This is a genomic window from Homoserinimonas sp. (genome assembly GCF_056262345.1).
This window is the reverse complement of record NZ_JBACFR010000286.1, coordinates 1-17,057: the sequence shown is the minus strand read 5'-3', so window position 1 is coordinate 17,057 and position 17,057 is coordinate 1. Positions and strand designations below refer to the sequence as shown.

Annotated in this window: 10 protein-coding genes; all 10 read left to right on the top strand. The window is 62.3% G+C overall.

Translation table 11 applies throughout. From position 1 onward, the window contains the following. Window positions 1-2,779 (top strand): thiol reductant ABC exporter subunit CydC (gene cydC, locus AC062T_RS13120; protein ID WP_476030716.1); only part of this gene is annotated, 2,779 nt, incomplete at its 5' end. Between the two features lie 9 nt (window positions 2,780-2,788). Next, window positions 2,789-4,882, top strand: coding sequence for an excinuclease ABC subunit UvrB (gene uvrB / locus AC062T_RS13115; RefSeq protein WP_476030714.1), 2,094 nt, complete (start codon window positions 2,789-2,791; stop codon window positions 4,880-4,882). Window positions 4,883-5,055: 173 nt separating this feature from the next. Further along, the gene (locus AC062T_RS13110; RefSeq protein ID WP_476030712.1) at window positions 5,056-7,635 is read left to right on the top strand and encodes a class I SAM-dependent methyltransferase; all 2,580 of its coding nucleotides are present in this window, start codon (window positions 5,056-5,058) and stop codon (window positions 7,633-7,635) included. Beyond that, window positions 7,632-8,696, top strand: coding sequence for a glycosyltransferase family 2 protein (locus AC062T_RS13105; protein ID WP_476030710.1), 1,065 nt, complete (start codon window positions 7,632-7,634; stop codon window positions 8,694-8,696). Before AC062T_RS13110 ends, AC062T_RS13105 begins: the two co-directional genes overlap by 4 nt. Before the next feature lie 85 nt (window positions 8,697-8,781). Continuing rightward, a complete protein-coding gene (uvrA, locus tag AC062T_RS13100) occupies window positions 8,782-11,769 on the top strand; it encodes an excinuclease ABC subunit UvrA (RefSeq protein ID WP_476030708.1) in 2,988 nt (995 codons plus the stop codon). A 14-nt stretch (window positions 11,770-11,783) separates the two neighbouring features. Beyond that, entirely contained in the window at window positions 11,784-13,682 is a 1,899-nt protein-coding gene (gene uvrC, locus AC062T_RS13095; protein WP_476030706.1) for an excinuclease ABC subunit UvrC, read from the top strand. Between the two features lie 79 nt (window positions 13,683-13,761). Beyond that, entirely contained in the window at window positions 13,762-14,637 is an 876-nt protein-coding gene (gene rapZ, locus AC062T_RS13090; RefSeq protein ID WP_108518893.1) for an RNase adapter RapZ, read from the top strand. Between the two features lie 57 nt (window positions 14,638-14,694). Then, complete coding sequence (gene whiA / locus AC062T_RS13085) at window positions 14,695-15,675, top strand: DNA-binding protein WhiA (protein ID WP_108516466.1); 981 nt, start codon at window positions 14,695-14,697, stop codon at window positions 15,673-15,675. A 65-nt stretch (window positions 15,676-15,740) separates the two neighbouring features. Beyond that, entirely contained in the window at window positions 15,741-16,367 is a 627-nt protein-coding gene (locus AC062T_RS13080; protein ID WP_108516464.1) for a superoxide dismutase, read from the top strand. 154 nt (window positions 16,368-16,521) lie between these two features. After that, window positions 16,522-17,057: type I glyceraldehyde-3-phosphate dehydrogenase (locus AC062T_RS13075; protein ID WP_476030703.1), on the top strand; the 536-nt coding region annotated here is incomplete at its 3' end.

The window sequence follows — 17,057 nt, the reverse complement described above, 5'->3', positions numbered from 1 at the left end:
GAGAGGCCTGCCAGTGCTCGTGGGCCTTGGCCGCGCTCGGGAGCAGGTTGCCGCACTCAGCGCACTCTCGGAGCGGTTTCGCGCCACAACGATGCAGACCCTCAAGGTCGCGTTCCTCTCGTCGCTTGCGCTCGAACTCATCGCGACGATTTCGGTAGCGATTGTCGCGGTCTTCATCGGGTTCCGGCTTGTCGGTGGCGACATGTCCCTAGAGCTTGGCCTGCTCGCCTTGCTTCTCGCCCCTGAGTGCTACGCACCGCTGCGAGACGTCGGCACAGCGTTTCACTCCTCCCAGGATGGCCAAGAGGCGCTGCGTAGGGTTCGTAACACCCTCGATAGTCCGGCACCGCGCACGATCGCCGACGGTGGGGGAGGGCCGCTCACGGTGAGCGGTCTGACCCTTCGCTATCCGGGCCGTGCCGAGGATGCGGTCGGTGGCGTGAGCTTTGTCGCCCGCACAGGCACCATTACGGTTCTCGACGGCGAGAGCGGCTCGGGCAAGTCAACAGTGCTCGGCACGATCGCCGGCGCACTTGCCGCGGGATCCGGCATCGATGTTGAGGGCACCATTACAGGCGTTGACCCCGATCGCATCGCCTGGCTGCCCCAGCATCCACACACGGTGGCAGTCTCCGTGCGGGACGAGCTGCGGTTCTACGCCGGAATCGACACGGATGCCCCTTCCGCCGAAACCACGGCGGAATCCCGCGGCGACGATGTGCTCGCAGTTCTCGGACTGTCGCGCGTTGCCATGAGCGATCCCGCCCGGCTGAGCCCTGGCGAGCTACGCCGTCTCGCCTTCGGCCGGGTGCTGCTGCGAGCAGCGGGTGGCGCCGACCTCATTCTCTTGGATGAGCCCACCGCCCACCTCGACGCCCGCAGCGCGCAGACCGTGACCGGCCTTATTCGCTCGCTCGCCGACGGCCGCACAGTTGTGTTGGCATCTCACGACGCCGAGGTACGAGAGATCGCCGATCACACGGTGGTGCTGGGTGCCTCCCGAACAATTGAGGCTGCGAGCGATCTTGTCGAACAGCAGGAGTCGGAACCGCTGCCGACAATGGACGCTGCGGAGAGTGAGCTTGCTCCCACTCGCTCGGCGATAGCCGAACTGGCGCTCTTTCTCGCTCCGGTTCGCTGGAAGATGCTGCTGGCTGTGCTCCTCGGCGTAGCCTCTTCGGCGTTTGCCATCTCGCTCACTGCCGTCTCGGCATGGCTCATCGTGCGCGCAAGCGAGCAGCCTCCGATTATGTATCTGCTTGTCGCCATTGTGGGGGTGCGATTCTTCGGGCTCGGACGCGCGGTTCTTCGCTACTGCGAGCGGCTTGTTTCGCACGATGCGATCTTCTCCGCCCTCGGCGCAATGCGCACCCGCCTCTGGGTTGGCCTCGCCGATCTCGGCACTACCCATCGCGCCCTCCTCACCGGCTCAACCGCCCTTGATCGTCTGGTGAGAGACGCCGATCGGGTGAGGGATCTCGTGCTGCGGGTGGTGACCCCGGTTCTCGTGGGAGTACTCATCACCGCAGCGGCAGTCATCGTTTTGGCCTCTATCGAGCCGCGAGCTCTGCCCCTGCTCGTCACGCTCGCGGTTCTGGTCCTGATCGTCGCTCCTGTCGTGGCGCGTGCTGCCGATCGATCCGCAGCAAAGTCGGAGGAGCGGTTCCGTTCGCAGGTGCTGCGAGAGTTCTCGGCGACGCTCGCCGCAGCATCCGATCTTCGCGTCAATGGGCTCGCAGCACGGGCGGTGGATCGGCTTCGGCGCAGCGATGCAGCAGCCGGCGTTCAGAGTCGGCGCAGCGCGTGGGCTCTGGGACTCGCCAGTGCCATCGTCGTGGCCGCCTGTGGTTCGGCATCCGTCGTGATGCTCGCTGTTTCGGCAGAAGCCGTGGCCTCCGGCAGGCTTGAGGGAGCGTTGTCTGCCGTCCTCGTGCTCACGCCGCTCGGTCTCATCGAGCCTCTTCTGGAGTTCGTTGGCGGGGTTCAGCTCTGGCCAACTCTCAGGGCGCAGTTGCGCCGAGAGTCGGCGCTCACGAGATCTGCCGGTCGCGCTCCGGCCGATGAATCACCATCGGGCGAGCGTGTCACCCGTCTTGAGCTGCACAACGTAACCGCCCGCTGGCCCGGCGCCGCCCACCCTGTCTGCGCTCCCGTCTCGGCACGCGTCGATCAGGGGGAGTGGCTCGTCATCACGGGGCCTTCCGGTTCGGGCAAGTCCACCCTCCTCACGCTGCTTCTCGGCTATCTCACGCCGAACACCGGGCGTTACTTGCTCAACGGCGGTGATGCTGCCGATTTCGACTCGTCTCTGCGGTCACACATCGCCTGGTGCCCTCAGGAGGGCCACCTTTTTGACTCAACTCTGCGGGGCAACCTTCTCATCGCGAGGCCTCGCGATGACGCCCCTGACGACTCCGAGATGATGGATGCGCTACGCCGAGTCGGCCTGCACGAGCTCCTGAACACGCTGCCGTTGGGCCTCGACACACCGATCGGTTCTGAGGGCGCTCTCCTCTCTGGCGGAGAGCGTCAACGGGTGGCGATTGCCCGCACTCTTTTGACCAGAGCAGAGGTCATCCTGCTCGATGAGCCGACGGCTCACCTCGACCTCGCATCGTCTCGAGAGATGATGGCGGATCTGCGGCGGGGGCTAGCCGACCGCATCACAGTATTGGTCACGCATCACACCGTGGGCATCTCGCCGTCGGATGCCGTGCTGCACCTCGTGCCTGCCGAAGAAGTCTCGGCTCCCAGCAGGAATGTCGGTGCCGCTGCCTAGACTTGGCATGTGCAAGCTACGAGGTCAGTAAGGCCCTTTGAGGTCATCAGCGACTACACCCCCAGCGGCGACCAGCCCACGGCAATTGCCGAGCTCACCGCCAGAATCAATGCTGGCGAAACGGATGTCGTGCTGCTGGGCGCCACAGGAACCGGCAAGTCCGCAACCACCGCGTGGCTCATCGAACAGGTTCAGCGGCCAACCCTGGTCATGGCCCATAACAAGACGCTCGCCGCGCAACTCGCGAATGAGTTTCGCGATCTGATGCCCAACAATGCGGTCGAGTACTTCGTCTCGTACTACGACTACTACCAGCCAGAGGCATACGTTCCCCAGACGGATACGTTCATCGAAAAGGACAGTTCGATCAACGCCGAGGTCGAGCGGTTGCGCCACTCGACCACAAACTCGCTCTTGAGCCGGCGCGACGTGATCGTCGTGTCGACCGTGTCGTGCATCTATGGCCTCGGTGCCGCCGAAGAATACTTAGAAGCCATGATCGCCCTGCAGGTCGGCGACCGCATCTCCCGTGACGCCATCATCCGGCGCTTCGTCGGTATGCAATACCAGCGCAACGACGTCGACTTCTCCCGAGGCAAGTTCCGGGTGCGCGGCGACACGATCGAGATCATCCCGATGTACGAAGAGAACGCAATCCGTATCGAGATGTTCGGCGACGAAATCGAGGCGCTCTACGCCCTTCACCCGCTCACGGGCGAGGTGATTAAGCAAATGGATGCCGTATCCGTATTCCCAGCAACACACTATGCGGCGAGTCCCGCCACCATGCAGCGCGCGATCGTGAGCATAAAAGAGGAGCTTGAGGAGCGGCTCGCCGAGCTCGAGCGGCAGGGCAAACTGCTTGAGGCGCAGCGGCTGCGGATGCGGACGACCTTCGACCTCGAAATGATGGAACAGATCGGATTCTGCAGCGGTATTGAGAACTACTCGCGGCACATCGACGGGCGCGCAGCGGGTGCACCGCCCAGCTGTCTGCTCGACTACTTTCCCGACGACTTCCTCGTCGTGATCGACGAATCGCACGTCACGGTTCCCCAGATCGGAGCGATGTACGAGGGCGACGCCTCTCGCAAGCGCACGCTGGTGGAGCACGGTTTCCGGCTTCCCAGCGCCATGGACAACCGGCCGCTCAAGTTCGGAGAGTTTCTCGACCGTGTCGGCCAGAAGGTCTACCTCTCGGCGACTCCCGGCAAATACGAGATGGGCATAACCGACAGCGTCGTTGAGCAGATCATTCGGCCCACCGGTCTTATCGACCCCGAGATCATCGTCAAGCCCAGCAAAGGCCAGATCGACGACCTGCTTGAGCAGATTCGCCAGCGCACGGCCAAGAATGAGCGCGTCCTCGTCACCACGCTGACAAAGAAGATGGCGGAGGAACTCACCGACTTCCTTACCGAAGCCGGGGTGCGCGTGCGGTACCTGCACTCCGATGTCGACACTCTGCGTCGAGTCGAGCTGCTCACCGAGCTGCGTCAGGGCGTCTATGACGTGCTCGTGGGCATCAACCTCCTTCGCGAGGGTCTTGACCTGCCCGAGGTGTCACTGGTGGCCATTCTTGATGCGGACAAGGAGGGCTTTCTGCGCTCCTCGACCTCGCTCATCCAGACCATCGGGCGCGCGGCGCGAAACGTCTCAGGATCCGTCCACATGTATGCAGACGTCGTTACCGATTCGATGCGCCTCGCAATCGAAGAGACCGACCGGCGACGTGAGAAGCAGATCGAGTACAACGTCGCCAACGGCATCGATCCAACGCCTCTGCGCAAGAAGATCGCCGACATCACCGACGTCCTCGCCCGCGAGGAGGCCGACACTGCCGAGTTGCTCGCCTCAAGGCGCGGCCGCTCGGGTGGCGACTCCCGCAAGCGCACTCCGACGCCGCACCTCAGGGAGGGCAGCCGGTTCGAGGGAATCGCAGCGGCCGGGGCAACCGATATCGAGTCGCTTATCTCCGACCTCAACGACCAGATGCTGCAGGCGGCCGCCGAACTCAAGTTCGAGCTTGCCGGTCGGCTCCGCGACGAGGTGGCCGACCTCAAGAAGGAGCTTCGCCAGATGGAAGCGGCCGGGCACATCTAGCGCGAAGTCGCACTGCTGCGGGCACTCCCGCTAATGTATCGGTTGCGTGATCTGACGCAGACAAAGACGATGCAACATGCCCGCTGTGAAGTCGGCAGGGGGAGCAACCGATGAGCGCGAAACTGCAGTGGTCGGGGCAATCCGAGACGGTCTCGTGCCGAATGTGCAGCACCATGGCAGTGAATGCAGCTGTCGTGTCATTCTCTGATCACCTTGGCCGACCGCATACGGCGCGGCGCTGCCCCGGGTGCGGTTCTCTCTCGATTCTCGACGGCGCTCCCTTCGATTCTTCGCCAGACGACGCTGCCGTGGATTCCTACCTTGAGCATGGGGCTGGTGTCGGCACAATCGTCGATGAACTCATGCGGGTCGCCCCGACAGGGGTGTCCAGCTTTCTCGACGTTGGCTGTAACTACGGATATGCGCTCGACTTTGCTCGCCACGCTTTTGGATGGTCTGTGCTGGGAGTAGAGCCGTCCCATGCTGGCGTCCGAGGTGCTGCAGAGCTAGGACTCGACATTCGCAATGAGTACCTCACCGGCGACAGTGATTTCGGGACATTCGACCTGATCCTCAGCAGCGAAGTGCTTGAACACGTCACAAACCCAGCGCAGTTCGTGACCACCCTGGTCGACCACCTTTCCGATGGCGGCACATTGATCTTGACGACGCCAGCGGCCGAAGTCGTCACTCCGGAGTTCGCGAGCATTGACGTATGGGCGGCTCTCAGCCCGGGCTACCACGTCTTCATTGCGAGTGAAACGGGGCTGCGTGACCTGCTGCTCAGCTGTGGGCTCTCGGGAATCGAAATTCGTCGGGAGGGTGTTTCATTCCGAGCAAGCGGAGTGAAGGGCAAGCGGCGGCCGCAGTCCGTTCTCGCGCTCACCAGTTCTGACGGCACGGAGGAGCTTGAGGCCTACCTTGCGTGGCGGGCATCAGAAGCCCCAGAGGGCAGCGCATTGAGCCTCGGTATGCGGGTTCGGCTTCTCCGCTCCTTCGTGGCTCGCGGGGCGATCGCCGAGGCCACCCATCAAGCGGGGCTAGTTCGTTCCGCATTTGTGGCGCGTTTCGGGTTTGATCCCGAGGGGGTCGTTGCCAGCGAATCGCTGTTTGACGGGCGCCCGTTGGCAGCCGCAGTCACGCTATCTGCAGGATTTGCTCTGGGGATGCTTCGGCTACTCAGAGGAGACCATCACCAGGCTGTTGCCGCTTTCGATCTGGCCGCGGTTGCCGCAAAGCTTCGCCGCGACACTCTCGGCGATGACCCTGATTCCGTCGACCTCACCTATCAGAGCGAGTACCACCGGCTACTTGCGTTGTGCCGATACTCACCCGACGCGGTCGCATCGGGCGCACTCCAGCTAGAAGCTTCAGCAAGCGCGGCGGGGCCCACCGCCCTTGCGTCTCTCCCTATGCGGCACGCTCGACTCTTTGTTGAACTCGTCCATCACAATCCGGAAGGCGACCACAGCGCACTTGAACGCGCAGTTGCCCTTGTCGCCCTTTCGCTCGCGTACGAGCGCGATGTCGAGAATCGCATAGCCGGGAGGGACGCGCTGTATGCCCTTGGTGCTTCTGCGCTTCGTCGCGGCGATTTGGTATCGGCTGCGGCCTCATTCGATAACGCGATTGCCGCGTGCGAATCAGCTTCAGGTTCCGCGCCCGGGCGTGACGCCACTCATGCGCAGGCGTTGATGCACCTGTGCAAGGCGCGACGTGACGAACTTCCTGACCCCTCGCCAGCATCGGACTCGGTCGCAGTTGATACGGGTATCGATGCCTACAGTTGCGACGTCCACGGCACCTATCTCGAGGGGTGGGCCACCATCGGTGGCCGGCCAGCGGATGTCGTGGAAATCAGAGCTGCGGGCCTCCCTGTGTTGGCAGAGAAGCTCAGCAGGGCACCTGCTGAGGACACAGATCATCGGGAAGTCGGAGCGTCATTCCGGGCTTGGTTGCCGGGGCATCCGACCCCCCTGATGCAGTGGACGATCGGCGCAGGCGACCACCACCGCGTCGTCACCGTGAGCGCACCATCGGGACCTCGTCCTGCGGTGCCAGGTCAGCCTTCACTGGGGGAAGCGAGCTCTCGTATTCGCGGCCACATTCTGTCCGCTCCAGACGGGCCCGTTCTCGCGCTGGGAGTGCGCTCGTCAAGCCTCGAAGGGGCAGCGCAGGTCCGGGCTTTGTTTCCCGGACGAGAGGTCATCGGTGTCGACATTCACCCGGGGTTCGGAGTTGATATCGTCGCGGATGTTCATCGCCTGGGTGCCGCACTCGGCGGCAAAAAATTCCCGATCGTCTATTCGGGAAGCCTGCTCGAACACGTTGCCGTTCCGTGGCTGGTGGCTCGGGAGTGTGCGCTTGCGCTGACAGACGACGGCATCACCATTCATCACGCGCCGTGGCTCTGGCCAACGCACGCGCACCCCAACGACTTCTGGCGATTCTCTCCCGAGGGCCTTGAGCAGCTGTTTTCCTCGTCTCTCGGCCTAGAGGTAGTCGATTCAGGGGGGTACTCCGGTTCACGTGCTGTTCCCGAACCTGAGTGGCGAGATCAGTCGCCACTTCATTCGGGCACGACATCACCTGCAATGGCATGGGTCTGCGCTCGACGCTCAGGCGCACCTTTAGAAATCTCCTGGCCTTACGACGAGGTCCACGGTGGTGAGATTGCACGGGCCTATCCGGTCGACGGCATTCTGCCGACTGCAGTGCACCAATCAAAGTCTCTTGCAAAGGACCACGAATGACGACGCCGTTCACCAGCGCCGAGCCTCGGGTGAGCGTGATTGTTCCGGTCTACAACGGGGCTCGGCACCTCGCTGCTGCGGTTGACACGATTCGCGCGCAGACCTTCGCGCCGATGGAGATGATCTTCGTCGATGACGGCTCGACGGATGGCTCCGGCGAACTCCTTCGAAATTTGCGAGACAACTACTCGGGTTCGATTGAGTTTCGCGTCGTGTCCCAGGCGAACATGGGCCAGTCTGCCAGTCGGAATGCGGCGGCTGCTGTCGCCCGCGGTGACTTCTACGCTTTCTTGGATCAGGACGATCTGTGGAGCAAAGACCATCTAACCCGGCTCTTGGACGCGTTCGTCAGCGACCCGAGTGTCGGGGTCTCATACAGTGATTTTGATGAGATTGACGGGTCAGGTCGCCTCGTTATGCGTGGCTTCATAGAATCGCACGGGCTCTCCCATCCCAAGTCTTCGGTCGGGGCGTTCGTTTGCGAAGACACGATGATGATCCCAACGGCAGCGGTGGTGCGCGCCGCAGCATTTCACTCTGTCGGTGGATTCGATACGGTTCTCATCGGGTACGAAGATGACGACCTGTGGTTCAGGATGTTCAGAGAGGGATGGCAATTTCGCTATCTTCCCGAGCCGACCGCGGCGTTCCGAATACACCCGGGAAGTTCGTCGACCCGTGCTTCTTTTCGCGGGAGCCGGTTGGCGTTTTTTCATAAGGTGGTCGAGGAACTCCCGGACGACCCGCGCCTCGGTCGTTACTACATCACGGATCTCGTACTTCCCCGATTAGTTCGGAGCAGCCTCATGGAATATCAGCTGGCAGTTCGGCGCCGTGATGATGACGAGGCTCGAGCAATTGCCGCCTTTATCAATGAACTTGCTGACGCTGCGGGAGGCGGAAGAGTGGGGTGGACCGTGAGGCTCGTTTTGAAGAATCCAAGCATCGCCCGGTTCGTGGGGAAGTTCCGCCAGCGCTTTCTGCGGCGTGCCCGGATCAGCCCGATCCATGGCCTCCGCACGGGTCGCATCGTCAATCCCGGTCCGGCGCTCGGCAGGTAACTGGTCTTTCACGAGCTATGCTAGAACATGTGTTCGAACAGCCATCGTCACTCAATTGCCAGCGGAATACGGGAGAATCAACCAAGTGAGTATCCGCCCTGTAGAACAAGATTCCCGATTGAGCGTCCGCGGCGCTCGGGTTCACAACCTTCGCAACGTTGATCTAGACATTCCGCGAGATGCGCTCGTGGTTTTCACTGGCCTCTCCGGCTCAGGCAAATCATCGCTCGCATTCGACACCATCTTCGCCGAAGGTCAGCGCCGCTACGTCGAATCTCTGTCGGCCTACGCACGCCAGTTTCTCGGTCAGGTCGATCGACCCGACGTCGATTTCATCGAGGGCCTGAGCCCCGCAGTATCGATCGACCAGAAGTCGACGAACCGCAACCCTCGGTCGACGGTGGGCACGATCACCGAGATCTACGACTACATGCGTCTGCTTTGGGCACGCATCGGCATTCCGCACTGCGCAATCTGCGGTGAGCGCATCGCGCGCCAGACGGTGCAGCAGATCGCCGACCAGCTCATGACGCTCGAGACCGGCACGCGGTACCAGATCGTGAGCCCCGTTGTTTCGCAGAAGAAGGGCGAGTTCGTCGACCTCTTCAAGGAGCTGGCCGCATCCGGCTACTCGCGGGCGATCGTCGATGGTGAGCAGATTCAACTTAGCTCGCCTCCCACCCTTAAAAAGCAGGTCAAGCACGATATTTCCGTCGTCGTCGACCGCCTCGTCGCCGCTGACGATGTGCTGTCGCGCCTCACCGATTCGCTCGAAACTGCTCTCCGGCTTACCGACGGCCTCGTCGCCATCAACTACGTCGACCGTGAGGGGGCCGCGGCCTGGCAGTCATTCAGCGAGAAGCTGTCATGCCCCAATAACCATCCGGTTCAACTGACGGAGATCGAGCCTCGAACGTTCTCGTTCAACGCTCCGTTCGGAGCCTGCCCGGAGTGTTCGGGCCTCGGCACCCGCATGGCGGTCGACTCCGAGCTCCTCCTCGGTGACACCGAGCTGAGCCTCGCCGACGGCGTCATCCTTCCGTGGACGCAAGGCGGCAAGGGCCTTTACAACTACTTCCAGCGCCTCCTTGAGGGGCTTGCGCGCGACCTCGATTTCTCGCTGAAGACTCCGTGGCGTGAGCTTTCGGACGACGTTCAGAATGCCATCCTTCGGGGCAACGACTTCCAGGTCAGCGTCAAGTGGAAGAACCGTTTTGGTCGAGAGATGAAGTACACGACCGGTTTCGAGGGAGTCATTCCCTACATCGAGCGCAAGTTCATCGAGGCGGAGAGCGATTCGGCTCGCCAACGCTACGCAAGCTACCTGCGGGAGATTCCCTGCGCTGTGTGTGATGGCAAGCGACTGAAGCCGGAGGTTCTCGCGGTCACGGTGGATGACCGCAGCATCGCCGATGTCGCCGATCTCAGCCTGATCGACGCGTTCGCCTTCATGAACGACCTCGAACTCACCGATCGCGAAGCAACGATCGCCGCTGCGGTGCTCCGGGAGATCCGAGCCCGGCTGTCGTTCCTCATCGAAGTGGGGCTCAACTACCTCAACCTTGCTCGCTCAGCCGGTTCTCTTTCGGGCGGAGAGGCGCAGCGCATCCGTCTGGCCACTCAGATTGGCTCTGGTCTGACCGGCGTGCTCTATGTGCTTGACGAGCCCAGCATCGGTCTCCACCAGCGCGATAACCGCAGGCTGATTGAAACCCTCGTCAAGCTCAAGAGCCTCGGCAACACGCTCATCGTTGTCGAGCATGATGAAGACACGATTCGCACTGCCGACTGGATCGTGGATATCGGTCCAGGAGCGGGAGAACACGGCGGAACGGTCGTTCATTCAGGCTCGTATGCCGACCTGCTGGCAAACACGCAATCGATGACGGGGGATTACTTATCCGGCCGCCAGTCCATCGCAGTACCCGCCGTTCGCCGGCCCATCGATCCGGAGCGGATGCTCACTGTCGAGGGCGCACGGGCCAACAACCTCCGGTCGGTGACGGCGTCGATCCCACTCGGCACGCTGACCGCCATCACTGGAGTCAGCGGCTCTGGCAAGTCTTCGCTCATCAACGACATCCTCTACAAGGTGTTGGCCAACGAGCTCAACGGGGCGCGGCAGATTCCGGGCAAGCACACTCGCGTCACGGGGCTCGAGAGCCTCGACAAGGTTGTCCACGTTGATCAGGCACCGATCGGCCGCACCCCTCGATCGAACCCTGCGACCTACACGGGAGTGTTTGACCGCATCCGCACGCTCTTCGCCGAGACGGCGGAGGCCAAGGCTCGTGGTTATCTGCCGGGCCGTTTCAGCTTCAACGTCAAGGGCGGTCGGTGCGAGAACTGCTCTGGCGACGGCACGATCAAGATCGAGATGAACTTCTTGCCTGACGTGTACGTCACCTGCGAGGTCTGCGGGGGAGCGCGCTACAACCGCGAAACCCTCTCCGTGCACTACAAGGGCAAGAACATTGCCGAAGTTCTCGATATGCCGATCAGCGAGGCCGCCGAGTTCTTCGAGGCAATCGGTGCGATCCACCGCTACCTCACAACACTCGTCGACGTCGGACTCGGGTACGTTCGCCTCGGTCAGAGCGCGACCACCCTGTCGGGAGGAGAAGCTCAGCGCGTCAAGCTTGCGACGGAACTGCAGCGGCGGTCGAACGGCCGCAGCATTTATGTGCTCGACGAACCGACCACTGGTCTTCACTTCGAAGACGTTCGCAAGCTCCTGATGGTGCTCAACAGCCTGGTCGACAAGGGCAATTCGGTGGTTGTAATCGAGCACAACCTCGATGTGATCAAGTCGGCGGACTGGATTATCGACCTCGGCCCCGAGGGAGGCTCTGGTGGTGGTCAGATCGTCGCTACAGGAACTCCTGAGGATGTTGCCCGGTCCAAGAAGAGCCACACAGGCGTGTACCTCAAAGAGGTTCTGAGCCAGTCGGTGACGGCCGAACGGCTCAGTGTTGCCAACGGCAAGCGCGCTACTCCTGCGAAGAAGGTGTCTCAGGCGAAGACCTCCGCGCCGGTCAAGAAGGCTGCCGTTCGGCCACGCAAAGCTAGCTGACGCGGAGGGGCGTCATGGCGGAGAACACGGTCAGTTACCGGCCCAAAGCCGGAGAAATACCGACCCAACCGGGCGTCTATCGGTTTCGCGACCCCCAGGGGCGCATCCTCTATGTCGGCAAGGCTAAGAATCTCCGCGCACGACTGAGCAACTACTTTGCGCCGTTGCCGAGCCTGCATGAGCGCACGAGACGCATGGTCACCACCGCGGCCTCTGTGGAATGGACCGTGGTCGGCAGCGAGTTCGAAGCTCTCCAACTTGAGTTCACCTGGATCAAAGAGTTTGATCCGCCCTTTAACGTTCAGTTTCGCGACGACAAGTCGTACCCGTATCTCGCGATAACGCTGGGCGACGATGTACCCAGGGTCATGGTCACCCGAACCAAGTCGATCAAGGGGGCCCGCTACTTCGGGCCGTACACCAAGGTTTGGGCGATCCGAGAGACCGTCGATCTCATGCTCAAGGCGTTTCCTATGCGCAGTTGCTCTGACTCGACGTACAAGCGCGCAGAGCAAGCGGGGAGACCATGTCTTCTCGGCGATATCGGCAAGTGCGCTGCGCCGTGCGTCGGCCGGGTCACGAAAGAAGAACACAAGTCGATAGCGCTCGACTTCGCCTCTTTTATGGCCGGCCAAGATACGCGCTACGTCGCCCTGCTCACGGAGCGGATGATGACAGCCGCGGCCGAGCAAGATTATGAGTCCGCAGCCCGGCTGCGTGATCAGCGTTCGGCTCTTGAGACCGTGCTCTCCAAGAACTCAATCGTTCTCTCGGACAGCGTCGATGTCGACATCATCGGCATCGCCCACGATGAACTGGCTGCGGCGGTTCAACAGTTTGTCGTGCGCGGCGGACGAATCCGCGGAGTCCGCGGCTGGGTGGTCGACAAGGAGCTCGACGTTGAGCTGCCCGAGCTGGTCGAATCTGTATTGCAGAACGCCTACGGCGACGATAGCGAGCCGCCTCGGCGCATCATCGTTCCCGCGTTGCCAGAGGACACCTCTGAGCTTGAGCTCTGGCTGGCTGGGCGACGCTGGGAGACCTCTGGCTCCCACGGCAAGGTAGCGCTGCAGGTCGCCAAAAGGGGGGACCTCGCGACCCTGGCTCAGACGGTAGAGACCAACGCCAAACACGCGTTAATGCTTTACAAGACCCGGCGCAGCGGGGACTTTGTCGCGCGGTCCCAGGCCCTGGCCGACATCCAAGAGGCGCTGGGCATGCCCGATGCGCCTCTGCGCATGGAGTGCTACGACGTTTCGCATCTCTCCGGCACCAACATCGTGGCATCCATGGTCGTGTTCGAGGATGGGCTTCCCCGCAAAGACCAGTACCGCCGTTTCAGCATCCCCGAATCCACCGACGATACCGAGTCGATCTACCAGACACTGCGGCGTCGACTAGCGCACATCAGCGAAGAGGCTGTTGTTAGCGACTCGGCAGAAGAGCTAACCGCCCCACGGGACGGCACGAACCGGAGGTTTGCGTATCGCCCCAATCTTCTGGTTGTCGACGGCGGTCAGCCACAGGTGCAGGCGGCGGCGCGCGCGCTCCGCGAGCTGGGCATAACCGATATCCACCTGTGCGGCATCGCTAAACGCCTCGAGGAGATCTGGCTTCCCGACTCGGACTATCCCGTGATCCTGCCGAGGAACAGCGACGCGCTATTTCTGTTTCAGCGTATGCGCGACGAGGCTCATCGGTTCGCCATCACGTACCAGAGGCAGCGGCGCAAGCGGGATATCGGCACAGTGCTCTCCGATATCCCTGGCGTGGGCGCGTCCCGCGTCAAACTGCTCCTCAAGGAGTTCGGGTCGGTCACTCGCCTCAAGGCGGCATCGGCGGAGCAGATCGCCGAAATCAGGGGCATCGGGCCGGTTCTGGCGGAGACGATTCATCGTCGTCTCCGGGAGTGAATAGCGGCCACCAAGATGGGTAGGCTGGAGTCTGCTCATAGAGGGCACGCACCAGACTGAGGGGATGAGGGCAACCGGCATGGCGGAGGGGTCCGAGCGACACGAAGTCCTGATCGTTACCGGCATGTCCGGCGCCGGTCGGTCGACTGTCGGCAACGCGCTCGAGGACCTCGGATGGTACGTCGTCGACAACCTTCCTCCTCAGATGCTGCGGCCCCTCGTCGAACTCGCGGGTCGGGCTGGCGGAAGCCTTCCCCGAATCGCGGCCATCGTCGACGTTCGGGGTGGACGCCTCTTTGCCGATCTCCGCGAGAGCATCGATGCGCTTCGCTCAGGCAACAACGTTCGCGTGGTCTTTCTCGACGCCACCGACGCGGCCCTCGTTCGCCGATTCGAACAGGTGCGCAGGCCGCATCCGCTTCAGGGTGATGGCACGCTCCTCGACGGCATCTCTGCCGAACGAGCACGGATGCTCGAAATCCGCGAGTCGAGCGACCTCGTCATCGACACGTCGGATCTCAACATCCATCAACTGGCCACAACCGTAAATGAGATCTTCAGCCCGGAGCACGCTCCGAATCTGAGGATCACCGTGAGCAGCTTCGGTTTCAAGTATGGTGTTCCGACGGATGCCGACCTGGTTGCCGACATGCGGTTTCTCCCGAACCCGTTTTGGATTCCCGAACTCAAGAGCCTTGATGGCCTCGACGAACGGGTCAGTTCGTTCGTCCTCGCCCAAGAGGGCGCCGAGGAGTTCATTTCTGGCTATATGGGAGCGCTCGCTCCCGTTCTCGCGGGCTATCAGCGCGAGAACAAGAGGCATGCGACGATCGCCATCGGCTGCACGGGCGGCAAACACCGCTCGGTTGCCACGGCAGAAGAGCTCGCGCGTCGCCTCCGCGCAATTCCCGGCGTCGCGGTTAGCGTCAAGCACCGCGACCTCGGACGTGAGTGACACGCGCCACACTTCGCACACTATTTCCCCGCACTAACAGCATGAAAGGATCCACCAGTGGCTCTCACTGCCGATGTCAAAGATGAGCTCACCGGAGTACAGGTGAGCAAGACGACGGTCAGGGCAGCAGAGCTGTCGACTATCCTCCGTTTCTCGGGAGGACTGCACATGATTTCTGGGCGCATCGCGATCGAGTCCGAACTCGACACTCCCGCTCTCGCTCGCCGCGTGCGCAAAGACCTGGCTGAGCTGTATGGCGTCCGCAGCGACGTTTCGGTCGTGCCTGCAAGTGGCATGCGCAAAGACCCGCACTACCTTGTCCGTGTCATCGAGGGCGGGGAAACACTCGCGCGCCAGACTGGCCTGCTTGATGCGCGTCGGCGCCCCATCCGCGGACTACCGAACCGCCTCACGACCGGTTCTCGGGATGATCTCGCGGCAATCTGGCGCGGCGCATTTCTCGCCCAGGGCACCCTCACCGACCCGGGTCGATCGGCAGCACTTGAGGTCGTCTGCCCCGGCAACGAGGCCGCCATGGCTCTTGTCGGCGCGGCTGCCAGACTGAGCATCTCCGCCAAGGCGAGGGATGTTCGCGGCATTCACCGAGTCGTCATTCGCGACGGCGAGGCAATCAGCGCGATGCTTATCGCGATGGGTGCCGTCGAAACGGTGGAAAGCTGGGAGACCCTGCGTCAGCGCCGAGAGGTCCGCGCAACGGCGAACCGTCTCGTGAACTTCGACGACGCAAACCTGCGCCGCTCCGCACAGGCCGCGGTCGCGGCATGCGCACGAGTCGAACGGGCCCTGGAGATCCTGGGGGAGGACATCCCCGAGCACCTACGCTACGCAGGCGAGTTGCGGCTTCGCTTCCGCGAAGCCAGCCTCGACGAGCTGGGGCACCATGCCGAGCCTCCCATCACCAAGGATGCCGTCGCCGGGCGCATCCGTCGACTGCTCGCGATGGCCGATAAGAAGGCCCAAGACACGGGAGTTCCCGGCACCGATGCGAACCTGCCATCGGAGTACGAGGACGCGTAGACTGAACCCCATCCCGCCGAGAGCACATCCTCCGGTGTGCTGCGGTTTTGATCAAGGAGAACCAGATGGCTGAATACACCCTTCCCGAACTGCCGTATGACTATGCGGCACTCGAACCCAGCATCAGCGGCACGATCATGGAGCTGCATCACAGCAAGCACCACCAGGCTTATGTGACGGGGGCCAACACGGCTCTTGCCCAGCTCGCCGAGGCACGCGACAAGGGCGACCTCGCAAACGTGAACAAGCTTGAGAAGGATCTCGCGTTCAACCTGGGCGGGCACGTCAACCACTCGGTTTTCTGGACCAACATGTCCCCAGACGGTGGCGACAAGCCCACCGGCGACCTTGCGGCCGCGATCGACGACAACTTCGGTTCATTCGAGAAGTTCCAGGCGCACTTCACCGCAACCGCCCTGGGTGTCCAGGGCTCCGGCTGGTCGGTTCTCTCGTGGGACTCGATCGGGCAGCGCCTCATCATCCAGCAGCTCTTCGACCAGCAGAGCAATTCGGCAGCCGGCACGGTACCGATCCTCATGCTCGATGTGTGGGAGCACGCTTACTACATCGACTACAAGAACGTCCGCGCGGACTACGTGAAGGCGTTCTGGAACATCGTGAACTGGGCTAACGTTCAGCAGCGTCTCGAGGCTGCCCGCAAGGGCACGACGGGCCTGCTGGTACTCTCCTAGTCATTGCTCCGGGTCGGCTACGTGCCGGCCCGGAGAGCATCTCCGAGCACCTCCAGGTTCCACCTGCAACACGAAAACAGCACCACTGTTTCCGCACCCCCACACGCATCCTGGTCCATCCGACCGACGATGCATTTAACAACAGGAGTCCCTCTTGAGCGTCAAGATCGGTATCAATGGCTTTGGCCGAATCGGCCGCAACTACTTCCGTGCCGCTCTGGCACAGGGGAGTGACCTCGACATCGTCGCGGTCAACGACCTCACCGACACCGCCACCCTCGCCCATTTGCTCAAGTACGACTCCATCACGGGTCGCCTTGATGCAACCGTCGAGGTTTCTGGCGACAGCATCGTCGTCAACGGCAAGGCCATCAAGGTCCTCGCCGAGCGCGACCCTGCCAACCTGCCCTGGGCGGAGCTCGGCGTCGACATCGTTATCGAGTCGACCGGCTTCTTCACTAAAGCTGATGGTGCGCGCAAGCACATCGAAGCTGGCGCCAAGAAGGTGCTCATCTCTGCGCCGGCGAGTGGCGAAGACGCCACGTTCGTTGTCGGCGTTAACCACGAGAGCTACGACCCCGAGCGTCACCACATCATCTCCAACGCGTCGTGCACCACGAACTGCCTTGCTCCTCTTGCCAAGGTGTTCAACGACACGTTCGGAATCGAGCGCGGTTTGATGACAACGGT

Excerpts from the sequence above, each read along its gene's own strand:
- AC062T_RS13110 (WP_476030712.1), top strand. The coding sequence starts at position 5,056 with ATGGCAGTGAATGCAGCTGTCGTGTCATTCTCTGATCACCTTGGCCGA.
- AC062T_RS13105 (WP_476030710.1), top strand. The coding sequence starts at position 7,632 with ATGACGACGCCGTTCACCAGCGCCGAGCCTCGGGTGAGCGTGATTGTT.
- uvrC (WP_476030706.1), top strand. The coding sequence starts at position 11,784 with ATGGCGGAGAACACGGTCAGTTACCGGCCCAAAGCCGGAGAAATACCG.
- rapZ (WP_108518893.1), top strand. The coding sequence starts at position 13,762 with ATGGCGGAGGGGTCCGAGCGACACGAAGTCCTGATCGTTACCGGCATG.
- AC062T_RS13080 (WP_108516464.1), top strand. The coding sequence starts at position 15,741 with ATGGCTGAATACACCCTTCCCGAACTGCCGTATGACTATGCGGCACTC.